The 20,422-nt window shown below is 68.1% G+C and carries 17 protein-coding genes and 3 pseudogenes; 7 read left to right on the plus strand and 13 right to left on the minus strand.

The annotated features are described in order from the left end of the window. The 5 genes and pseudogenes from BN4348_RS55705 to BN4348_RS55725 form a co-directional block, all read right to left on the minus strand. Positions 1-432: pseudogene (locus BN4348_RS55705) on the minus strand (esterase family protein); the annotation flags it as partial. A 270-nt stretch (positions 433-702) separates the two neighbouring features. Further along, positions 703-2,058 (minus strand): annotated as a pseudogene (locus tag BN4348_RS55710) (alpha/beta hydrolase); the annotation flags it as partial. Between the two features lie 81 nt (positions 2,059-2,139). Next, positions 2,140-4,395: a heavy metal translocating P-type ATPase gene (locus BN4348_RS55715; protein WP_328589052.1), complete on the minus strand. Its 2,256-nt coding sequence runs from the start codon at positions 4,393-4,395 to the stop codon at positions 2,140-2,142. Next, the gene (locus BN4348_RS55720; protein WP_066917223.1) at positions 4,392-4,604 is read right to left on the minus strand and encodes a heavy-metal-associated domain-containing protein; all 213 of its coding nucleotides are present in this window, start codon (positions 4,602-4,604) and stop codon (positions 4,392-4,394) included. Before BN4348_RS55720 ends, BN4348_RS55715 begins: the two co-directional genes overlap by 4 nt. Before the next feature lie 143 nt (positions 4,605-4,747). Further along, positions 4,748-5,569, minus strand: coding sequence for a mycofactocin-coupled SDR family oxidoreductase (locus tag BN4348_RS55725; protein ID WP_066917224.1), 822 nt, complete (start codon positions 5,567-5,569; stop codon positions 4,748-4,750). A 107-nt stretch (positions 5,570-5,676) separates the two neighbouring features. On the opposite strand from BN4348_RS55725, the gene BN4348_RS55730 reads away from it, so the two are divergent. Both BN4348_RS55730 and BN4348_RS55735 read left to right on the plus strand, forming a co-directional pair. Beyond that, positions 5,677-6,150 (plus strand): SRPBCC family protein, encoded by a 474-nt coding sequence (locus BN4348_RS55730; protein WP_066917225.1) that lies wholly within the window; start codon positions 5,677-5,679, stop codon positions 6,148-6,150. A gap of 117 nt (positions 6,151-6,267) precedes the next feature. Then, positions 6,268-6,732 (plus strand): DUF417 family protein, encoded by a 465-nt coding sequence (locus BN4348_RS55735; RefSeq protein ID WP_066917226.1) that lies wholly within the window; start codon positions 6,268-6,270, stop codon positions 6,730-6,732. Here the strand turns inward: BN4348_RS55735 and BN4348_RS55740 are convergent. After that, positions 6,656-7,339 carry a TetR/AcrR family transcriptional regulator gene (locus BN4348_RS55740; RefSeq protein ID WP_066917227.1) on the minus strand — a complete coding sequence of 228 codons (684 nt, stop codon included), beginning with the start codon at positions 7,337-7,339 and terminating at the stop codon, positions 6,656-6,658. The two genes, BN4348_RS55735 and BN4348_RS55740, sit on opposite strands and share 77 nt — an antisense overlap. A gap of 89 nt (positions 7,340-7,428) precedes the next feature. On the opposite strand from BN4348_RS55740, the gene BN4348_RS55745 reads away from it, so the two are divergent. The 3 genes from BN4348_RS55745 (at position 7,429) to BN4348_RS55755 (ending at position 11,596) form a co-directional block, all read left to right on the plus strand. Beyond that, on the plus strand, positions 7,429-8,040 hold the full coding sequence (locus BN4348_RS55745) for a TetR/AcrR family transcriptional regulator (RefSeq protein ID WP_066917252.1): 612 nt from the start codon (positions 7,429-7,431) through the stop codon (positions 8,038-8,040). Positions 8,041-8,192: 152 nt separating this feature from the next. Then, positions 8,193-9,971 (plus strand): flavin-containing monooxygenase, encoded by a 1,779-nt coding sequence (locus tag BN4348_RS55750; protein ID WP_066917228.1) that lies wholly within the window; start codon positions 8,193-8,195, stop codon positions 9,969-9,971. A gap of 29 nt (positions 9,972-10,000) precedes the next feature. Further along, positions 10,001-11,596: a flavin-containing monooxygenase gene (locus tag BN4348_RS55755; RefSeq protein WP_096866331.1), complete on the plus strand. Its 1,596-nt coding sequence runs from the start codon at positions 10,001-10,003 to the stop codon at positions 11,594-11,596. Between the two features lie 405 nt (positions 11,597-12,001). On the opposite strand, the pseudogene BN4348_RS62265 reads toward BN4348_RS55755, so the two are convergent. Continuing rightward, positions 12,002-12,211, minus strand: a pseudogene (locus BN4348_RS62265) (MerR family transcriptional regulator); the annotation flags it as partial. A 59-nt stretch (positions 12,212-12,270) separates the two neighbouring features. Between BN4348_RS62265 and BN4348_RS55765 the strand changes: the two are divergent. Continuing rightward, positions 12,271-13,551 carry a cytochrome P450 gene (locus BN4348_RS55765; RefSeq protein WP_084454643.1) on the plus strand — a complete coding sequence of 427 codons (1,281 nt, stop codon included), beginning with the start codon at positions 12,271-12,273 and terminating at the stop codon, positions 13,549-13,551. A 48-nt stretch (positions 13,552-13,599) separates the two neighbouring features. Here BN4348_RS55765 and BN4348_RS55770 read toward each other — a convergent pair whose 3' ends face one another. The 3 genes from BN4348_RS55770 to BN4348_RS55780 are packed head-to-tail and all read right to left on the minus strand — an operon-like array spanning position 13,600 to position 17,208. Continuing rightward, the gene (locus tag BN4348_RS55770; protein WP_066917230.1) at positions 13,600-15,000 is read right to left on the minus strand and encodes a DUF2252 domain-containing protein; all 1,401 of its coding nucleotides are present in this window, start codon (positions 14,998-15,000) and stop codon (positions 13,600-13,602) included. A 40-nt stretch (positions 15,001-15,040) separates the two neighbouring features. Continuing rightward, positions 15,041-15,862: an SDR family oxidoreductase gene (locus tag BN4348_RS55775; RefSeq protein ID WP_066917231.1), complete on the minus strand. Its 822-nt coding sequence runs from the start codon at positions 15,860-15,862 to the stop codon at positions 15,041-15,043. A gap of 35 nt (positions 15,863-15,897) precedes the next feature. Beyond that, positions 15,898-17,208, minus strand: a complete 1,311-nt coding sequence (locus BN4348_RS55780; protein ID WP_084454645.1) for a sodium/calcium exchanger protein — start codon at positions 17,206-17,208, stop codon at positions 15,898-15,900. A 266-nt stretch (positions 17,209-17,474) separates the two neighbouring features. Between BN4348_RS55780 and BN4348_RS55785 the strand changes: the two genes are divergently transcribed. After that, positions 17,475-18,077 carry a class I SAM-dependent methyltransferase gene (locus tag BN4348_RS55785; protein WP_066917232.1) on the plus strand — a complete coding sequence of 201 codons (603 nt, stop codon included), beginning with the start codon at positions 17,475-17,477 and terminating at the stop codon, positions 18,075-18,077. Here BN4348_RS55785 and BN4348_RS55790 read toward each other — a convergent pair. The 3 genes from BN4348_RS55790 to BN4348_RS55800 are packed head-to-tail and all read right to left on the minus strand — an operon-like array spanning position 18,074 to position 20,352. Further along, positions 18,074-18,892 (minus strand): SDR family NAD(P)-dependent oxidoreductase, encoded by an 819-nt coding sequence (locus tag BN4348_RS55790; RefSeq protein WP_066917233.1) that lies wholly within the window; start codon positions 18,890-18,892, stop codon positions 18,074-18,076. The two genes, BN4348_RS55785 and BN4348_RS55790, sit on opposite strands and share 4 nt — an antisense overlap. Continuing rightward, a complete protein-coding gene (locus BN4348_RS55795; RefSeq protein ID WP_066917234.1) occupies positions 18,893-19,306 on the minus strand; it encodes a nuclear transport factor 2 family protein in 414 nt (137 codons plus the stop codon). Continuing rightward, on the minus strand, positions 19,303-20,352 hold the full coding sequence (locus BN4348_RS55800) for a zinc-binding dehydrogenase (RefSeq protein ID WP_066917235.1): 1,050 nt from the start codon (positions 20,350-20,352) through the stop codon (positions 19,303-19,305). Before BN4348_RS55800 ends, BN4348_RS55795 begins: the two co-directional genes overlap by 4 nt. Between the last annotated feature and the right edge of the window lie 70 nt (positions 20,353-20,422).

A 20,422-nucleotide genomic window follows, 5' to 3' on the forward strand; every position in this document is an offset into this window, starting at 1 on the left:
CTGATCGGGCAGGGGCTGCGACGTCAGCTGATCCCATGCGGCCGCCACGGTCGGGAAATAGCCCACCCAGCCGTTGAGGGCCAGGGCCGCGCACAGCGCGCACAGCGGCACCGAAACCACCGCCAGGCAGCGACGCCACCAGCGGGCGCCCGGCCATCCCAGCAGCAGCACCGCGGCCGCGAGCCCGCTCAGCGCTATCCAGAGCCACAGCGACACCGGGGCCGGGTCCCCGGCCACGCCGATCGACGTGATGTACCAATACGACAGCGCGGTGACCGCCGCGGCCGTCCCCAGCGCCACCAGGAGCCGCCACCCGCGCCACCGCCGGCTTCGCCACCCGATCGCGCCGAGGATCGCAAGCAGCGCCAGGCCTTGCACCGCCACCGGCAGCCAGCCGTGCAGCAGGGACCACTGTTCGACGAAATGGGGCAACGGTCGTGACCTTCGCTCAATCCGATCGTTCTGCGAATGACCCGCCGGCCGTGGCTTGGGGAACGCGGCGGGCCCGACTAACTATCCCACAGGTTCGTCACGCGTCGTGCTTGCAAAGGAGCGCAGCCGCAGGCTGTTGCCCACGACGAACACGCTGGAAAGCGCCATCGCGGCGCCCGCCAGCATCGGGTTGAGCAGGCCGAGGGCGGCCAACGGGATGGCGGCGACGTTGTAGCCGAAGGCCCAGAACAGGTTCGTCTTGATCGTGNGGACGGGCTCGACGCCCGGGGTGCCCAGCGTCCCCGCCAGCCACGGCAGCGACGCGGCGAACGCCTGGGCGGCGAACGGCCAGTCATGCCTGCCGGGTTGGGTGACCACCGCGCAGCTGATCCCGTTGGCCGTCGCGACGGTGCACAGCGAATTGGCCGCGGCATCCTGGCCCTCCGGGTTGGCGACCGGGTCGGCGCTGGGAACGGCGAGGTCGGGATTGGCTTCCTGGGCGACGGTGCGCGGGCCGGACGCCGCGGGCACGTCGAACCATCCCGACAGCCCGGTGTAGCGGCCGTGGCGGGCGATGACGGTGGCCGGGTCGAACGCCGCCCAGGCGTCGACGTTGCCCCCGAACAACCGGGCGACGGTCTGGTCCTTCGTGCCGATGCTGGGGCTGCGGTCGCCGGCGATGTCGACGAAGGCGCTGAACAGCTCGGGATGCATGACGGCCAGGTCGACGGCGCAGGTGCCGCCCATCGACCAGCCGGCGACGCCCCAATTGGCCCGGTCGGCGCTGACGCCGAAGTTCGACACCACGAATGGCACGACATCCTTCGTCAGGTGATCGGCGGCGTTGCCGCGGCTGCCGTTGACGCACTCGGTGTCGTTGTCGAACGAACCAGTGGGATCGACGAACACCAGCACCGGGGCGAACCCGTGATGGCCGGCCGCGAAGTCGTCGATCGCGGTGAAGGCGCCCCCGGGGCGCAGCCAGTCGGCGGGGGTGTTGAACGCGGAGCTGATCATCATGACCGTCGGGAGCCGGGGCGGCGGGTTGCTGTTGAACCAGGCCGGGGGCAGATACACCAGCTCCTGGCGGTGGGGGAAGTGCGACGCGTCGGCGCTGATCGTCACGGGCACCACCACGCCCTTGATCGGTTTGGTGCCCTCGAGCTGCATCGCGGTCACCCGCAGCCGATCGATCTGATCGGGCAGGGGCTGCGACGTCAGCTGATCCCATGCGGCCGCCACGGTCGGGAAATAGCCCACCCAGCCGTTGAGGGCCAGGGCCGCGCACAGCGCGCACAGCGGCACCGAAACCACCGCCAGGCAGCGACGCCACCAGCGGGCGCCCGGCCATCCCAGCAGCAGCACCGCGGCCGCGAGCCCGCTCAGCGCTATCCAGAGCCACAGCGACACCGGGGCCGGGTCCCCGGCCACGCCGATCGACGTGATGTACCAATACGACAGCGCGGTGACCGCCGCGGCCGTCCCCAGCGCCACCAGGAGCCGCCACCCGCGCCACCGCCGGCTTCGCCACCCGATCGCGCCGAGGATCGCAAGCAGCGCCAGGCCTTGCACCGCCACCGGCAGCCAGCCGTGCAGCAGGGACCACTGTTCGACGAAATGGGGCAACGGTCGTGACCTTCGCTCAATCCGATCGTTCTGCGAATGACCCGCCGGCCGTGGCTTGGGGAACGCGGCGGGCCCGACTAACTATCCCACAGGTTCGTCACGCGTCGTGCTTGCAAAGGAGCGCAGCCGCAGGCTGTTGCCCACGACGAACACGCTGGAAAGCGCCATCGCGGCGCCCGCCAGCATCGGGTTGAGCAGGCCGAGGGCGGCCAACGGGATGGCGGCGACGTTGTAGCCGAAGGCCCAGAACAGGTTCGTCTTGATCGTGCGCAGCGTCCGCCGGGAGAGCCGGATCGCGTCCACCGCGGCGCGCAGATCGCCGCGCACCAGGGTCAGGTCGGCGGCTTCGATCGCCGCGTCGGTGCCCGTCCCCATCGCGAGCCCCAGATCGGCCGATGCCAGGGCCGCGGCGTCGTTGACGCCGTCGCCGACCATGGCGACGACCCGGCCCGCGGCTTGCAGACGCTTGACGGCGGCGACCTTGTCGGCCGGCAGCACCTCGGCGATGAGCTGCGTGATGCCGACCTCGTCGGCGATGCGCCGGGCGACGGTCTTGTTGTCACCGGTCAGCAGCACCGGCGTCAACCCCAGGCCTTCGAACTGCCGGATCGCCTCGGCGCTGGTGGGTTTGACGGCGTCGGCCACCACCAGAATCCCGCGCGCGCGACCGTCCCACCCGACGGCGACGGCGGTCTTGCCGTCGCGCTCGGCGCGGGTTTTGGCCGCCAACAAATTCGCGTCGAGGTGCTGGCCCCGATCGGCCAGCAGGCTCTCCCGCCCGACGGCGACGGAGCGCCCGTCGACCACCCCGTGCACGCCTTGGCCTCCGACGTTTGCGAAATCCCGGGCCGCGGGCAGGGCGCCCAATTCCGCCGCGGCGGCCCTGGCGATCGCCTGCGCGACGGGATGCTCGGAGGCGTCCTCCACGGCCCCGGCATAGCGCAGCAGCGTTTCGCGGTCGGCGTGCGGGCCGGTGATCACGTCGACGAGGGTCATCTTGCCGGTGGTGACGGTGCCGGTCTTGTCGAGGACGATCGTGTCGAGCTTGCGGGTCGACTCCAGGACCTCGGGTCCCTTGATGAGCACGCCGAGCTGGGCCGCCCGACCGCCGCCGACCAACAAAGCGGTCGGCGTCGCCAGGCCCAGCGCGCACGGACACGCGATGATCAGCACCGCTACCGCGGCCGTCAGCGCCGCGGTGATAGGGGCGCCGGCCGCGAGCCACATCGCGAGCGTGGCCGCGGCGATCACGATCACGACCGGCACGAACACGCCGGCGATGCGGTCGGCGAGCCGTTGCACCGGGGCCCGGCCGGACTGCGCGGCCTCGACGAGCCTGGCCATCTGCGCCAGCTGGGTGTGCTCGCCGACGCGGGTGACGCGCACGACCAGTCGGCCGCCGGCGTTCACCGTGGCGCCGGTTACGGGGTCGCCCTGACCGACCTCGACGGGCACGGACTCACCGGTGAGCATCGAGGCGTCCACCGCCGAGGATCCCGAGACGACGGTCCCGTCGGTGGCGATCTTTTCCCCCGGACGCACCACGAACTCGTCGCCGATCTCCAGCTGATCGACGGGCACGCGCGTTTCGGTGCCGCCCCGCAGCACCGCGACGTCCTTCGCGCCGAGCTGAAGCAGGGCGCGCAATGCGGCGCCCGCGCGCCGCTTCGAGCGTTTCTCGAAGTAGCGGCCCGCCAGCACGAACAGGGTCACTCCCGCGGCAACCTCGAAGTAGATGTTGGTCGCGCCGTCGCCGCGCGCGGCGGTCAGTTCGAAGCCGTGGCGCATGCCCGCCCGGCCGGCCGTCCCGAAAAACAGGGCATACAGCGACCAGAGGAACGCCGACAGCGTCCCCACCGAGACCAGCGTGTCCATGGTCGCGGCGCCGTGTTTGAGGTTCGCCCATGCCGCGGTGTGGAAAGGGCGGCCCGCCCACCCGATCACCGGTGTGGCCAGGGCCAGCGACGCCCATTGCCAGTGGCGGAATTGCAGCGCCGGGATCATCGCCATCGCGATCACCGGGACGGCGAGCACGATCGCAGCAATCAGCCGGGCGCGCAGGGCCGCGAGTTCGATGGTCTCTGGCGTCTCGGGCGTGGATTCCCGCCGCGGCACTGCCGCGGTGTAGCCGGCCTTCTCGACTTCGGCGATCAGCGCCTGCGCGTCGTATCCGGCCGGGACGGTCACGGCGGCCGTTTCGGTCGCGTAATTGACCTGGGCGCCGACCCCGTCGAGCTTGTTGAGTTTCTTCTCGATGCGCATCGCGCACGACGCGCAGGTCATCCCCGCGATTTCCAGCTCGACGTTGGTCACCGCGGTCGGCGGCCCGGCCTTCACGCGACCAGGACCGCCTGGTAGCCGGCTTCGTCGACGGCGCCCAGCACTGCGTTCGCGTCGACGGGAATGGAACTGGCCACCACGAGCCGGCCGGTGCGGGCGTTGACTTCCACGCCGTCGACGCCCGGGATCTGGGAGACCTCGGCGCGGACGGCGGCCTCGCAGTGCCCGCAGGTCATCCCGGTCACCCGGTACTCGCTGGTCGCCATGCCGCTCCCTTCCGCTAATACCCCCAGGGGGTACATCTGAACCCAACGTCTTTCCGTTCCTCGGGTATTCCCGGGTCGGTGGGGTGAACGCGGGCAGCACCATTCTGCCCGGCCGGCGTTCGAGGGCAGCTCCGGGCCGGCGCTCAGACGTAGCCGACGCCGCTGTCGACGGAGATCTGGCTGGCGGTCACCAGCCTGGATTGGTCCGACGCCAGCCAGGCGACCGCATCGGAGATGTCTTCGGGCTCGGCGTTGCCGTCGGGCAACAGCGGTTTGTGCAGGCCCCTCAGGTGGGGGTAGGAATCGGCGGCCGATCGAAGGGCGCCGCGCATGCGACCGGTGCCCATCGGGGTCGAGACCGCTCCCGGGTTCAAACTGTTGACGCGGATGTTGTACCGGCCGAGTTCGGCGGCGAATGCGCGCGCCATCCCGACCACGGCATGTTTGCTGGCCGTGTAGTGGATCATGAACGACTGCATGTTGATGCCGGCGGCGGACCCGATGAGGATGATGGAGCCGCCCCGGCCGCCGTCGATGATGTGATGAGCGCCGGCCATCACGGTGTTCCAGGTGCCGATCACGTTCGTGTCGATGGTGTCGCGGAACGCTTGCGCGGTGATTTGGTCCCAGGGCGCGGGACTGCAGATGCCCGCGTTGGCGACGATGATGTCCAGACGGCCCAACTCGCCGACGGCCGCATCGACGGCGGTTTTCAGCGCGTCGAGGTCGCGGATGTCGACCGCCGACGCGATGACCTTCTTGCCGTTGGCTCTGACCAGTCGCGCGGTCTCGGCGAGGTCGTCGGGGGTCGGCGAATCGTAGGGAACGCTGGGCGGCAGCGGTCCCGCGATGTCGACCGCGACGATGTCGGCGCCCTCGGCGCTGAGCCGTACCGCGTGCGACCGTCCCTGTCCCCGCGCGGCGCCGGTAATCAGCGCCACCCTTCCCGAAATCGACTGGCTCACCGAACCCCTCCATGCGCAACGTCGTTGTTCGAACAGTGTTGTAAAAGTTCAACTCGGCGAAGCGTAGCGTCGACTTGGCGCTACCGGACGCCCGGAAGGAGACCGTCATGGCCGTCAACGTCGTCGACGCGGGGCCCCGGCAGGTAAGTCGGTCGGTTGAAGTGGACGCGCCGGCCGCGGAGTTGTACGCGATCGCCGCCGATCCCCGGCGCCACCACGAATTGGACGGGTCGGGCACCGTCGGTGACAACATCAAAGTTCCGGCGGAACTGGTTGTCGGTTCGAAGTTTTCGACGCACATGAAGATGTACGGCGTGCCCTACCGCATCACCAGCACCGTGACCGCCCTCAAACCGAACGAATTGGTCGAATGGCGCCATCCGATCGGGCACCGATGGCGGTGGCAGTTCGAGTCGCTGTCACCGACCCGGACGCGGGTCACCGAGACGTTCGACTACAGCCGGGCCGGTGCGGTCAAGAACGTGCTGAAGTACTACGAACGAATGGGTTATCGGAGGGGCAATGCCACGGGCATCGAGGCGACGCTGACCAAGCTGCGCGATCGCTACGCGGCGCAGTAGTCGGTCGGGTCGCAGCGGTCCAGCGATTGGGTGGCTGAACCCAATCGTGGTGTGGATCGTGGATCCGTGCGGCGTGACATGCCGTCGCCGCCCCACCGCAGGAAGGACCCTCCGCCGATGACACCACCTCGTCTCGCGCCGTGGCTCACCCGATCGGGCCAACTGATCAGCCGTTACGCACTGGTGGTCGTCCTGGCCTGGATCGGGTTCGGCAAATACGTGAAGATGGAGTCCCGGGTGCTCATCGAGCACAGCCCGCTGATGAGCTGGATTTACCACGTGCTCAGCGTCACCGAGGTGGCGCGCGCGCTGGGAACCATGGAAATCGTTGCGGGGCTTCTCATTGCGCTGCGTCCGCTATGGCCTCGCGTATCGGCGATCGGCAGCGCGCTGGCGGTGGTGCTCTTCATGGGAACGCTGAGCTTCTTGTTCACCACGCCGGGCGTGGTCTCGATGCACGCCGCCGGCCTGCCCGTGTTATCGGGGATGCCGGGCCAATTCCTGCTCAAGGACCTGGTTTTGATCGGCGTTGCGCTCTGGACTCTCGGCGACTCGCTCGCGGCGCGAAAAGCGTTCCCCTGATCAGTTCCTTGGCCGAATCCAGCGTGACCGAATAGGCGTCCGGTGTCAGTTGGGCCGCGCGCTCCATCAGACCGCGGGCCAGCGCATAGATCGCGTGGCCCGCGGCGCCGGGATCGGTGGCCGGTGGCAGTGCTCTCCTCGTCCGGGCCTCGTCGAGGATCGCATCGATGATGTCGCGCAACGCTTTTAAGCCCGGGCCGCGCACCCCGCCGCGACGTGGGTGGGCGGCAGCTTCGGCCCCCATCGCCCGATCGAACGCGGCCAGATGCGGGTACTCGCGCAGCAACCGGTGCATCTCGTCCAGCACCGCCTCGAAGCGATCGACGACGTCGCCGGGAAGCCCGGCCGCGGCCCGCAGCCGGGCGGCTGCTATCTCGTCGATGTCTTGAGCAGTCGCCGCGAGCAACGCTGACTTGTTCGGAAAATAGTGATAGAGGCTGCCGCTGGTCATCTCGGCGGCCTTGGCGATCTCGCGAATCGTCGCCTTCGAGTAGCCCACTTCGGCCACGCACCGCATGGCCGCGGCGATGATTCGGGCCCGCGTCTGTTCGCCGCTGGCGCCCACCGGGCGGCCGAGGGGTGACGCGGCGGTGCTGCGGTCGCTCACCGCGCACCTCCGCGCCGAAGCCGAGTGATAATCGATCGAACGATTATATTCGACGGTGCCGAGCGACAGGGCGCAGGAATGAGGACATGGTGACGGGGGCGCAGCTGGGTCGCCCGGTCGGTGCCAGCGGGGAGGAGACCCGCCGCCGGATCATCGTCGCCACCATGCGCTGCGTGGCGACGGTGGGCTACTCGAAGGCGACCATCCGCGAGATCGCCCGCACCGCGGGGGTGACCAGCGCCAGCCTGTACAACTATTTTCCCAACAAGTCGGAGTTGATCAAGGCGGCCATCGCGGCCAGAACCGATGTCGCACTGCCACGGCTGCGCCGGGCCGCCGCCGGTCCCGGGGACGCCATCGACCGGATCGAAGCGTTGCTCGACGAATCGGGCCAGTTGATGCGGGAGTTCCCGGACCTCGCGGCCTTCGAGTTTGCGATCCGGGCCGAAAACGCGGTTGCGCTCGACTCCGAACAGGCTGGCAACGGCGGGTTTACGGCGTTTCGCGACATCATCGACGGCATCTTGGAGGACGCGTCGGAGGGCGCCCCGGAGGGCGCCTCAGAGGCGGTCTATTCGTTGATCTACGGCCTCACCGAGCTGGGGGCGTCGCTGCCTCCCGAGGAATACCAGGCGGCCCTGCGCTCGGCGAAGAAGCTGATCAGGGGAACGCTGCTGGGCCCGAGCGGGCGGAGTTCATAGGAGCCGGACTGCCGAGACTGCACCCGGAGCGCGTTTTGAACCAAATTCGCGCGCTGGACGCAGGCTCGGCGCCGCGATCGCCGATGGCCGCGCCATTGATATGATCAATTGATTGATTATATAGTCGGGGTCACGATGAGGAAGTCGATGCCTTGACCGAGACCGTTGGCGTGACGTTCGACGTCGACGCGCTGCGGCGGCGCTACGCCGAGGAGCGGGCGCGGCGACTGCGCCCGGACGGGATCGCGCAATACGTGGAGACGGCGGGCGCCTTCGCCCGATTCGCCGAAGACCCATGGGTGGATGGAACGTTCACCCGTGAGCCGCTCACCGATGAGGTGGACGTCGCGGTCATCGGCGCCGGTTTCGGCGGGCTGTTGACGGGCGCGCGGCTGCGGGAGCACGGCGTCGACAGCGTGCGGTTGATCGACCGAGCGGCCGACGTGGGCGGCACCTGGTACTGGAACCGGTATCCGGGGATCGCCTGCGATGTCGAGTCCTACGTGTACATGCCGCTGCTGGAGGAGCTTGGCTACCTTCCCTCGGACAAGTACGCCAGGGGCTCGGAGATCTTTGCGCACTGCCAGCGCATCGCCGAGCGCTACGACCTCTACCGCGACGCCTGCCTGCGGACCGATGTGCACGAGATACGTTGGGATTCGGGAACTTCCCGCTGGGTAATCCGGACGAACCACGGCGACGAGATGCGGGCCAAGTTCGTCTCCATGGCCAACGGTTATCAGGCCAAGCCCAAGCTGCCCGGGATCGAGGGTCTCGGTAGCTTCCGCGGCAAGGCCTTCCACACCAGCCGGTGGGATTACGGCTACACCGGCGAACGGCTGGAAAACCTGGCCGGAAAGCGCGTCGGCATCATCGGCACGGGCGCGACGGCCGTCCAGTGCGTCCCGCACCTCGCCGCGGCGGCAGAGCGCCTATTCGTCTTCCAGCGCACGCCGTCCTCCGTCGACGTGCGAGCCAATCGACCGACGGATGCCCGGTGGGCCAACACCTTACGGCCGGGCTGGCAGCGTGAACGCATCCGGAACTTCCAGGTCCTGACGGCCGGCGGGCAGGCCGAGGAAGACCTGGTGGCCGACGCGTGGACGAGTATCACCCGGAAGCTCCCGGTCATGCGCCACGACGGCGACGGTGTGCCGGCGCCCAACATCGAACTGGCCGACTTCGCGAAGATGGAGGAGATCCGGGCGCGAGTCGACGAGATCGTGGCCGATCCCGCCACCGCCGAGGCGCTCAAACCCTGGTACGGATATTTCTGCAAGCGGCCCTGCTTTCACGACGACTACCTGCAGACGTTCAACCGCGACAATGTCACCCTGGTCGACACCCAGGGCCGCGGGGTGGAGCGCATCACCGAGGACGGAGTCGTGGTCGACGGAGTGACCTACGAACTCGATTGCCTTATTTTCGCAACGGGTTTCGAGGTGGGTACCGACTATTGCCGGCGTACGGGGTTCGAGCTGATCGGCCGCGACGGCGTGACGTTGACGGACCGGTGGCGTGACGGCGTCCGCACGTTTCAGGGACTGTGCGCCAACGGTTTTCCGAATTGCTTCATCGAAAGCATCGCCCAGGCGGGGCTCACGGTGAACTTCCCCTACCTGCTGGACGTGCAGGCGGAACATGCCGCGTGGATCATCGCCTGGGCACTGGCTCGCGGCGTCAGCGAGATCGAGGCGTCATCCGCCGCCGAAGCCGCCTGGGTCGACATGGTGGTGGCCCGCTCATCCGCGACCGCCGAGCGGGCAAAGACCTGCACCCCGGGCTACTACAACCGGGAAGGCAAGGCGGACGCCAAGACCCGCCAGGGCAGCTTCTTCATCGGCGCGCCCACCGAATACGACGACATTCTGACGGCATGGCGGACTGCCGGGGAGATGGAGGGGCTCGAGATTCGCGGGGGCGGCCCGTGAAGTACGTGCTCGGCCGAGCCCGGGCCGCGATGCGGCGTCGGCCCTCACCGAAGGTGGTGATCATCGGAGCCGGGTTCGGGGGCCTGGGAACTGCCGTGGCGCTGCGCCGCGCAGGCATCGACGACCTGACAATCGTCGAGGCCGACGACGGCGTCGGGGGCACCTGGCGGCGCAACACCTATCCGGGCGCCGCCTGTGACATCCAGAGCCACCTGTATTCGTTTTCGTTCGCGCCCAACAAGTGCTGGAGCCGCACCTACGCGCGGCAGCCCGAGATCCTGGCTTACCTGGAGTCGGTGGCCGACGACTTCGATCTGCGCCGCCACCTGATGCTCAACACCAGGGTCGACACGGTCCGCTGGAATGCCGAAACGTGGCAGTGGGACTGTCGGCTGGAGCGCTCGGGGCACACCGCCAACGTGTCCGCCGACGTCGTCGTCTGTGCCGTGGGTTTGTTCGGGTCGCTCAAGCTGCCCGATATCGCCGGCCTGAACGACTTCGGCGGCGCGCTCATGCACACCGCGCAGTGGGATCACAGCATCGACTTGGCCGGCAAGAAGGTGGCGGTGATCGGCACGGGAGCCAGCGGCGTGCAAGCCGTTCCCGAGCTGGCTAAAATCGCCGACCGCGTGACGGTGTTCCAGCGCACCCCGCCGTGGATGGTCCCCAAGGACGACCGCCCCTACAGCCCAACAGAATTGGCGCAATTCCGGCGCAACCCGCTCGCCACTCGCCACACGCGCTGGCAGATCTGGAAATTCCAGCACGACAACACCGCGACCTTCGCCGACAACCCCGTCGTCACCGCCCGCACCCAGATCGCCACGTCGTTCCTGGAGCGCACAGTGGCCGACGAGCGGCTTCGGCGGGCGCTGACGCCGGACTACCCATTCCGCTGCAAGCGGGTGCTGCTCGGTGACGACTACTACCGGGCTCTGCAGCAAGACCATGTCGACCTCGTCACCGCCCCCATCGACCACCTCACCGAGACGGCGGTTGTCACCAACGCCGGCCAAATGGTCGACGTGGATGCGATCGTGCTGGCCACCGGATTTGAGACGTCACGCTACCTGTCGGGCATTGACGTCGTCGGGACCGGCGGACAGCGCCTGCACGAGCGCTGGGGACCCGATCCCAGCGCGTACTTGGGCGTCGCGGTCAGCGGATTCCCGAACTTCTTCATGCTCTACGGTCCCAACACCAACCAGGGCGGCAACTCTATCGTCTACATCCTCGAGGCCGGCGCCCGGCTGGTGAGCAGCGCGGTGAGCCGAGTGGCGCGTCGGGGTGGGTACGTCGACGTACGTCCCGAGGCCGAAAAGCGTTACAACGAACGGCTTTCCGCAGATCTCGAGCGCACCATCTGGACCCGGTGCGACAGCTACTTCCGCTCCCCCACCGGCCGCATCGTTACCCAATGGCCCTACACAGAGCTGGAATACGCCCGCCGCACCTGGCGCCTGCGGCCACGAGACTGGTCGCACCACTCAAGAGGTGCTCCGCCGCTTTCGAGGCGTCCTCGGAACGTCGATCTTCGCGGCTTCCTCGGTAGCGATCCTGCCGGCCACGTTGTCTACCGCCCTGCGGAACGCCTGCATGCCGAGACCGATCCCCAGGGAACGTAACTCGAGGGTCTTTTCGGCGACCGCGGGCCAGTCGTCGATGGGAAGCCCGGCGCGCAAGAACGGCTCCCAGATCTCGTCGCGGTAGAGGTCGACGAACGCCTGCATGCTCGCCATCTGGTGATCGGTCATGTGGGCGAGCGCGCCGGCGACCTTGTCCAGCGGCAGGCCGGTTGCGATCAGCTTCTCGACGTAATCGAACGTTCTGGTGTCGGTGATGACGAGGAGTTCGTCGTCCACGACGTCGATCAGGCCGCAGTCCGCCAGGCATCGCTCCGCGTCGGTGCCGAACTGTTCGGCCAGGTCGACCCGTTTCATCTCCATCGATCCGGTGGGGTTGGCGGGGCTGAGCACTTCGGCGGTCAGCCGACGTATCTCAGGCGCCGACTCGCCGGACTGTTCCAGGATCCGCCGGATGACATCGAGCGGAAAGCCCTGCACGCGAAGCGATTTGATCCGTTCAATGTGTGAGATGTGGTCGTCGTTGTAAATCCCGATCCGACCGCGGCGTTGTGGCGGTGGTACCAGGCCGTTGGTTTGCCACTCGCGAATGTTTCGCGCCGTCATATCGACGCGGCGCGCGAGCTCGTCGATCGTCATGTCCATTGCGGTAACCATTGTCGATTACGGAGATTTACGTTACGGTCCTGTACGTAATAGTATAGGACGGGTGATCGATGACGCTCACTGATGGGGTTCGCTTCACCGGCTCGGCGGCGCGCACGCTGGCCGGCGCCGTGTTGGCCAATGCCACGGGCGGGCGCCGGCGCTCGCCGATCGACGTGGCCATCACGGCATACGACCCGCTCGACGCGGCGACGGCGGCCCAACCACACTCGGCCTACCGCCGATTGCACGCCGGCCCCCGGGTGCAGTACAACCCGAAGCGCAGGGTGTTTGTCCTGAGCCGGTTGGACGATGTCCGGGCCGCCGCTCGCGACGACGCCAACCTGTCCAGTGCCGACGGGCCGATGCTGACCCGGATACGCACGCCCATCTTGGTCTCGCTCGACGGAGACGCGCACGCCCGGCAGCGTCGTCAGGTGCTGCCGGCCTTCACCAAGTCCGCGCTTGACAGCTGGCGTCCGATCATCGACCGGCTGGCCGCGCAGACGGTCCGCGACGTCCTGGCCAACCCGGGTTGCGACGTGGTGCAGCGACTCGCGATACCGATGCCGGTGCGGCTGATCGCCCAGTTGCTCGGCGTTCCGGACACCGACGTCGACGATTTTCGGCGGTGGTCGGAAGCCTCGGTACAGATCACCGATCTCGAGCTGTCGGCGCGCGGTGCCCGCAAGCTCGCCGGCTCGTTGCGCGGCTCCTGGGCGATGCACCGCTACTTCACGGGGCAGTTCGCGGTGGGCGGATTGAAGGGCTCCGACACAATCCTGGGCCGGCTGCTGGCCGAGAACGAGGCCGGCTCCCTGCCCGACCGCGAGCTGTTCTATTTCGCGATGCTGCTGCTGCTGGCCGGGAATGAGACCACCACCAATCTCCTTGGCGGCATGTTCGACACGCTGGCCGCCCACCCCGAGCAGTATGACCTGCTGCGCGCCAATCCTGACCTGGTACCGATGGCGGTCGAGGAATTGCTGCGCTATCTGTCACCCGCGCAGAACGTGTATCGCACCGCACTAAACGACTACCGGGTCGGCGACGCCACCATTCCAGCGCGTGCGCGGATCATGCTGTCGATCGGCGCCGCCAATCGGGATCCGCTGGCGTTCGACGAACCTGACGCGTTCCGGGTGGATCGAAATCCCAGCCAGCACATGACTTTCGGGTTCGGAGCGCACCTGTGCATCGGGGCGCAATTGACTCGCATGGAGGCCCAGGCGGTGCTGCGTGAGCTGGTAACCCAGGTCAGTCGGATATCCGTGGTCGGTTCACCTCGCTGGTCTACCAACAGCTTGCTGCGGGGACCGACGCGCTTGGCGGTGCGTCTGACGCCCGCGTGAGATGCTCTCAGCCGTCTGACGTCGAACAGATCAGGGCCGCAGGGCTTCTCATCGGGCAGGATTTTTGGCAACCTCGATATCGCCGGCCGCGGCCGCCGCGCGCAGTCGATGAAAGTCGTCGAGCGACTTGTCGGCATACGCGTATGACCATTCGGCGACCGCCTCGTGCACCGTGTCGTTGGTGCCCACGTACCCACGCAGGATCGACGCGTTGGCGCTCTGCGAGTGCGCCCGCGCCAGCAGCACCGCGCAGGCGACGACGTATTCGCCGAACGTGGCGGCCGGCATCCCCTCGATGTCGACGCTGCCCTTCATGTCGTGGAACTGACGGACGTAGTAGTCGCGGCCGTCCTTGCGCGTCGTCCCGAGGAACACGTCCGACATCGCCTGCAGGATCTGCTGGCCATCGATGACGCGGACACCCTGCCCTTGGGCCGCGACGGCGGCGTCGAGGCTTTCCGGCTGAGCCCATCCGCCGTATTCGTCGAGCACCGATCGGGTGGCCTCCTTGATCTGCAGGATGAGCGGCGTGCCGTCGGGGCCCACCAGGATGATCAGGTAGCAGCGGGTGCCGACGCTGCCGACGCCGACCACCCGCAGCGCGACATCCGTGATGCGAAAGTGCGACAGCAGCAGCGCCACGTCGGCCGGGACGGCGGCCAGATACTCCTGAACCGCCTCCAGCAACGGCGCCTCGGTCTCCTCGTCGACGTGCTGCAGCAGCGGGGGCGCCTCCCTCAAGCGTGGTGTTGCGTCCGGGCCAATCTCGGTGATTTGCTTGAAGACTCGCGCCGACGTTCGGGTGCGCGCGCGGGATATCGTTTTCTCGATCACGCCCTGGAGGCCCCTGGACACCTTCCCGCTGTAGCGCTCGGGCTCCACCCGCAGGTAGTAGCGGTCCAGAACGTTCATCTCCTCGAGCATGGACTCGAGGCTGGCTTGATAGCCCGCCAGCGCCTGCTCGACGCAGCGGCGGATCGCCTTGGCGGGATACCCGGCGTGGCGGCCCCCGATGATCGCGCTGGTGACCAGCCGCTTGACGTCCCACTCCGCGGGTGCCACGGCGGCTTCGTCGAAATCGTTCAGGTCGAAAACGATTGACCGGTGCGGCGCCGCGTACAGGCCGAAGTTCGACAAGTGGGCGTCGCCGCAGCACATGATCTCGATCCCGCTCGAGGGGCTCGCGGCGAGGTCGGCGGCCATGACCGCCGCCGAGCCGCGATAGAACGAGAACGGGTCGGCGAGCATTCGGGCGAATCGCAGCGGGACGAGTTCGCTTAGCCGGCCCGCATTTTGGGCGACGAGAATCTCGACAGCGGATCGGCTGGCGGGGATGAGCTCCGCGAGCGCGCGCCGTGGGACGGTCTTTCGCAGCGCCCGACCGCGCGCCACATCTTCGCCGGGGACCTCGAGTTCGATCAGGCGATCGCGCAACACCCGTTGCGGCATTCGGTCAGCATATTCGCGCTGCGAAAAATGCGCGCATGGTTTAGCCTGCCGGGCTTCCCGCTTTGATGGCCGCGATGACGCCGCCGTCGACGAGCAAGTCGGTGCCGGTGATGAAGGAGGAGTCGGGGCCGAGCAGGAACGCGGTGGCCGCGGCGATGTCGTCGGGGGTTCCCAGGCGGCCGGTCGCGGACATGGCGACCATCGCGCGCATGCCCTCGCCGACGGGGGACGCCAGTTCCTGCTGTCCCATGGGCGTGGAGATGATGCCCGGGCTGATGGAGTTGATGCGCGCTCCCCGTCGGCCCCAGTGCGCGCTGGCGGCGCGCACGCGGATGTGGTTGGCCTGCTTGGCGATCGGATAGGCAAAGTTCGGGTCGGTGACGCCGCTGATGAAATCCAGCTGCAGCAGTTCGCCGGGCGGGTTGTGGGCCAATGCCCGCTCCTGCTCGGCGGGAAGCGGCGGAAGCATGTGGCCGGCCATGCTGGCGATGACGACGCCCGCGCCGCCCGGCGCGATGACGTCGCCGAATTCCTGCAGCACCAGCGCGGTGCCCAGCAGGTCCACGGCCAGGATCGCCGCGGCCGGTGCCTGCGACGGGGACAGCCCCGCGGTGTGTGCCATCTGTGTGACCGCACCCAGGGAGGCGGCGTGCTCGGCGAGCGTGCGCACCGATTCGGGCGATGCGACGTCGACGCTACGGCTTTCGACGTGATGGCCGTCCGCGGACAGCGATTCGCTGACCGACGCCAGGGTGTGTTCGTTGTAGTCGGCCAGCAGGACCGTCTTGCCGGCGCCGAGGCGTCGGGCGATCGCCTGTCCCATGCCGCCCACGCCGATGACGGTCAACACTTCGCGAGCCACGCTGCTCCAAACGTAGTTTTGCCAACCCCGCGATGTTAGAGGTCGTGACCGCCTTCGGCGTGATGGGGGTGACCCGTGTGCCGGATCGCCCGCCCGACGAACGGTGCCCGGACGGTGCTGACCAGGTAGCGGCGGTTGACGATCAGCCCCACGATGGCCACCGCGGTGTACACACCACAGAGCACCAGCCGTCCCGGCGTCGAAACGATCGGGAACTGGACGACGAACAACACCAGCAGCGCGGCGGCCGACGCCCGGTGGAAACGCAGCCCGAGGATCAGTGCGACGCCCATCAGCGTCTGCGTGGCGGTCAGCAGCACCTCCTCGACCTGGCGCGAATCGAGCACGAGGGAGGGCCCGCCCCCGCCGAGGATGTGCGCGACGGGCAACGATCCGATCAGCAGCGTCCACTGGTTGACTTTGGAGGAGATCAGTGTGGCGATCGCCGCCGTGGCTTTGCCGCGCGTGGCGAAAATGACCGCGATGATGAACTCGGGGGCTTCGGAGGCCAGCGGGGCGAGCCACTGGACGAGCAGGAAGCGGTCGATGCCCAGCTCCGTACCGGCCGCGACCAGATTGTCCGCGAACGGCTTGGCGCAGAGCACAATCACCGCGCCGGACGCCAGGAACAGCCCGACGACGGCGATGCGCCGCCCGCGATCGGGGAGCTCCCCGAGCGCGGCGGCGGTGCCGATGAGCTCGGGCTCCTCCACGTCGCCGTGACCGATCTTGTAAAGGTAGAAGCCGAACCAGGCCAGCAGCGCCAACCCGAGTGCCAGGTGGATCTGCCCGGTCGCCGGCATCACGAACGCCGCCACGCCGGCGATCAGCAAGAACCCGAGTTCGACGCGGTTGGCGGGCTCGAGCGCCACGGCAGCCGACTTCGCGGCGGAGGTTCGGGGGTCCGCCTTGCGGGCCACAATGATGCCCACCAGCACCACGACAGGCCAGCCGAGTCCCATCAGCAACCGGTTGGAACCGGTCATGTTGGCGGCGGCGTACTGGGTGTACTCCGGATTGTGGCCGGATACGTAGGCGTAATAAAGGTCGACGGCGTACTCGGGCAGCACCGCCACGAGGGCGAGGACCGCTATCGCCAGGCCGCCGGAGACGTCGATCTGCGCCGCTTCGGCGCCCCACGCCAGCAGGAAGCTGGCCGCGACCACGGCGGCCCCGTAGGTCAGCAGCGCGGCGACCGGGTCCAGGTGCAGGCCGGCGGTCCTGACCACCACCGCCGGGGCGATGAACGCCGCAGTGATCGCGGCCGAGCGGATCAGGGTCAACCGCCGTGCGCGTGCCGGCGTCGAGACCGTGGCGGCGGGTCTGTCTGTGGCCAGCATCGTCATCCTTCAACTCAAGAGGGGTGCCGATCATCGATGGCTTGGACTCGCGGCCGTGGCTTGACGCGCTCGCTCAAACCTACCCGCGAGACGGGATGCCAGCAACGTGGCGGACAGGCGAAGGGTTTGAGCACTGATTGCCATCTTTGCTGGCTGGCGCGCCGAATTTGGAAAGTTAGGCTGTCCTGATCAAAAACTTTGGCAAACCTGGGGCGCCGCATAGCGGGGTCGCGGGGCCGCCGCGAGCGGGCGGCTCGATTAGTTTCGGACGAGTGCCGTGTGCCGGAGAACCGTGGAACGTCAACATCCACTACGACGCATTGCTGGATTCCAAGGTTCCCCTCGCCGCGCGGCGTGTTCTCGACGTCGGATGCGGGGATGGGTTCCTCGCCGCCCGCCTGAGCCGGCGGGTGTCGGATGTGATTGCGCTGGACGTCGACGGACCCGTTCTGCGACGCGCAGAGGCTCGGTTTGCCGCGGCGCCGGTCCGGTGGGTGCACGGCGACGTGATGACCGCCGACCTGCCCCGAGCCGGTTTCGATGCGGTCGTGTCCAACGCCGCGCTGCATCACATCGAGGACACTCGCGCGGCATTGGAACGCCTCGCCGGCCTCGTGAGTCCCCGCGGGGCGCTGGGCGTCGTCACCTTCGTCAAGCCGTCGGTACGAAACAACCTGTGGCACTTGACGAGTTGGGTCGCATGCGGCGCCGTGAATCGAATCAGGGGCAAATGGGAACACACCGCTCCGATCAAGTGGCCGCCGACCGCGACCCTGGAAGAGTTGCGCGGCCATGCCCGCGCGCTGCTTCCCGGCGCCGAGGTACGGCGGCTGCTCTACGGCCGGGTGCTGATCTCCTGGCGCGCGCCGGGTTAGCCCGCGGGACCCATCGCCGCGGCGCTGGCGTGCTTCATCAGTTCGACGATCTGGTTACGGGTCAGCGACCCCATCATCTGCACCGCGGCGCGCATGTCTTCGCCCACCATCCAGGTCGGTCCGTTGGCCAGGTTCTCGAATGCTTCGCCGATGACATCCGCCACGGCGGCCGCCCCCGGCGGCACGTCGTCGGGCGAGCTGATCTGCCCCCGGCTGTGTTCGAGTTGCCGCAGCGCGGGCGTATTGGTCTTGCCCAGGATCAGGCCCAGGACGTCGACTCCCTTGTCATGCAGCTCGGCCCACAGCGCCTCGGCGAAGACCATGTCGAACGCTTTGGAGGCACCGTAGGCCACCATGTTGGGCCCACCGGCCAATCCGGCGCCGGACCCGAAGATGACGATTCCGCCACGGCCCCGCTCGACCATGGGGGCGGCGAAGTGGTGGCACAGCTGCATCGGCACCATGCAGTTGCGTTGCACCATCGCTTCGGCGGCCTCGATCGGGTTGTCAAGGAAGGGCTTGAAGTTCGGGTCGGCGCCGGCGCAGTACACCAGGAAGCCGATCTCGAGGTCGCCGGTTGCCGCGGCGATCGCCGATGCCGCGCCGACCTCGGCGAGATCGATCGCCAACGTGCGGGTTTCGACCGCGTGCTGCGAGTTGATCTCCGCCGCAACGTGATCCAGGACGGACTGGCGCCGGGACAACAGCACAACGTTGACGCCTCGCGCGGCGATTCCGGTGGCGAACGCCGCGCCCAGGCCGTCGGACGCGCCCGCGACGAGTGCCCACGGTCCGTATTTGGTTGCAAACGTCACCTAAGGGCTCCCAACGGTGGTCAGTCGAACCTGGGTGTAACGGCGGCGCGCGATGCGCCAGCCGTCTTCGGTGCGGACGATCTCGTCGTCGTAGAAGCCGATCGCGTTGACACCAGATGTGTTGTCGGCCACCATGATCAGGCCGTCGATGTAGGTGCGCGCCGCGGCCTTGTCGCCATCGAGGGTGATCGCCAGGTTGCTCAGCCGGTGCATGGTGTGGCCCGCCAGCGCGTGCACCTGTTCCATGAAATCGGTGACGGCGTCGACGCCCTGCCACGCGCCGATCACGCCGTAGTCCAGCTCGCAATCGTCGGTGAACACGGTCCGGAACAGCGCCCAATCGCGCCGGTCGATCCCGGTGGCGTAGCGCACCAAAAAGTCCGCGATGTCTTGGCGGTCGTCTCGTTCGCTCATCCGGCGTCTCCGTTGGGGTGAACCACGATGCGCGGTGGACCGTCCGACCTGCGGGCCAGCTCGAGCGCGTCGGGGACTTCGTCCAGGCCGATGATGCTGCCCACGCTGGGCAGCGGGTCCAGCCGTCCCGCCGCGATGGCGTCCAGGGTCCCGTACCAGTCCTGCGGGTGCGGGCCACCGCCGAATTGGATCGTGACGCCCTGGCGGGTGGCGGTGGTGATGTCCAGCGTGTCACCGGTGTACCAACCGCCCGCGCAATAGATCCTGGTGGACATCTCGGCGGCCTCGACGATGTACTGGATGAGCCCCGCGGCGCCGACACACTCGAAAACCACCGCCGGCCCGGGCAATCCGCGTTCGGCTCGAACCTCCCGGAACGCGTCGAACGCCGACTTCTCGGCAGGATCCACCGCGACGTGAGCGCCGAATTCGCGCGCCAGCTCACGGCGGTCGGCCTTGTAGTCGGCCACCACGATCGGTTCGATGGAGCGGCCGGCCAGGGCGGCGACGGCGGAAAGACCGATCGCGCCCGCGCCGATGACGATCGGGATCTCGCCGGGTTGGATGCGCGCCGACCTCACGTAGAACTCGCCGACGGCGAACGCATCGGTGAGCGCCACCGCGTCGCTGGCGACGTCGCCCGGCACCGGTTTGGTTGCCACCTCCGAAACCACCAGCAGCTCACCGAAACTGCCCTGCGCGTCCGGGTGCTGCCCGATGATGCGCATGCCGCCGGCGCCGCCGTCGACGAGACGTACGGGCATGGCCGTCACCCGCGAGCCCACCGCGAACTGATCGGTGCAGCCGGGGCCGTGCCCGATGACCTCGCCGACGAACTCGTGGCCGAGCACGATGTCGCGGTCCGGGTCGTACAGCGAGCGGCCCGTCGGGTCGTCGACGGCCAGTTCGGGGTGGTCCATGAAGTGCACATCGGAAGCGCAGATCGCGGTGCTCAGTGTCCGCAGCAGCAATTCACCCGGCCCGGGCGTCGGGTCCGGCGTCTCGCGGACCTGTAACGTGCCGTCCCTCAACACAACCGCGCGCAATGGATCCTCGTTTATTTTCTCGAATAATCGATATAAGATCTCGAATGCTCGCAGTAACTGTATGAACCTC

The sequence above is a fragment of the Mycobacterium interjectum genome, assembly GCF_900078675.2.
GTDB lineage: Bacteria > Actinomycetota > Actinomycetes > Mycobacteriales > Mycobacteriaceae > Mycobacterium > Mycobacterium interjectum.

What these genes read in the sequence shown, in the direction of transcription:
- BN4348_RS55780 (WP_084454645.1), bottom strand. Translation starts at nt 17,208, where the DNA reads ATGACGATGCTGGCCACAGACAGACCCGCCGCCACGGTCTCGACGCCG.
- BN4348_RS55770 (WP_066917230.1), bottom strand. Translation starts at nt 15,000, where the DNA reads ATGCCGCAACGGGTGTTGCGCGATCGCCTGATCGAACTCGAGGTCCCC.
- BN4348_RS55755 (WP_096866331.1), top strand. Translation starts at nt 10,001, where the DNA reads ATGCGGCGTCGGCCCTCACCGAAGGTGGTGATCATCGGAGCCGGGTTC.
- BN4348_RS55720 (WP_066917223.1), bottom strand. Translation starts at nt 4,604, where the DNA reads ATGGCGACCAGCGAGTACCGGGTGACCGGGATGACCTGCGGGCACTGC.
- BN4348_RS55795 (WP_066917234.1), bottom strand. Translation starts at nt 19,306, where the DNA reads ATGAGCGAACGAGACGACCGCCAAGACATCGCGGACTTTTTGGTGCGC.
- BN4348_RS55735 (WP_066917226.1), top strand. Translation starts at nt 6,268, where the DNA reads ATGACACCACCTCGTCTCGCGCCGTGGCTCACCCGATCGGGCCAACTG.
- BN4348_RS55730 (WP_066917225.1), top strand. Translation starts at nt 5,677, where the DNA reads ATGGCCGTCAACGTCGTCGACGCGGGGCCCCGGCAGGTAAGTCGGTCG.
- BN4348_RS55765 (WP_084454643.1), top strand. Translation starts at nt 12,271, where the DNA reads ATGACGCTCACTGATGGGGTTCGCTTCACCGGCTCGGCGGCGCGCACG.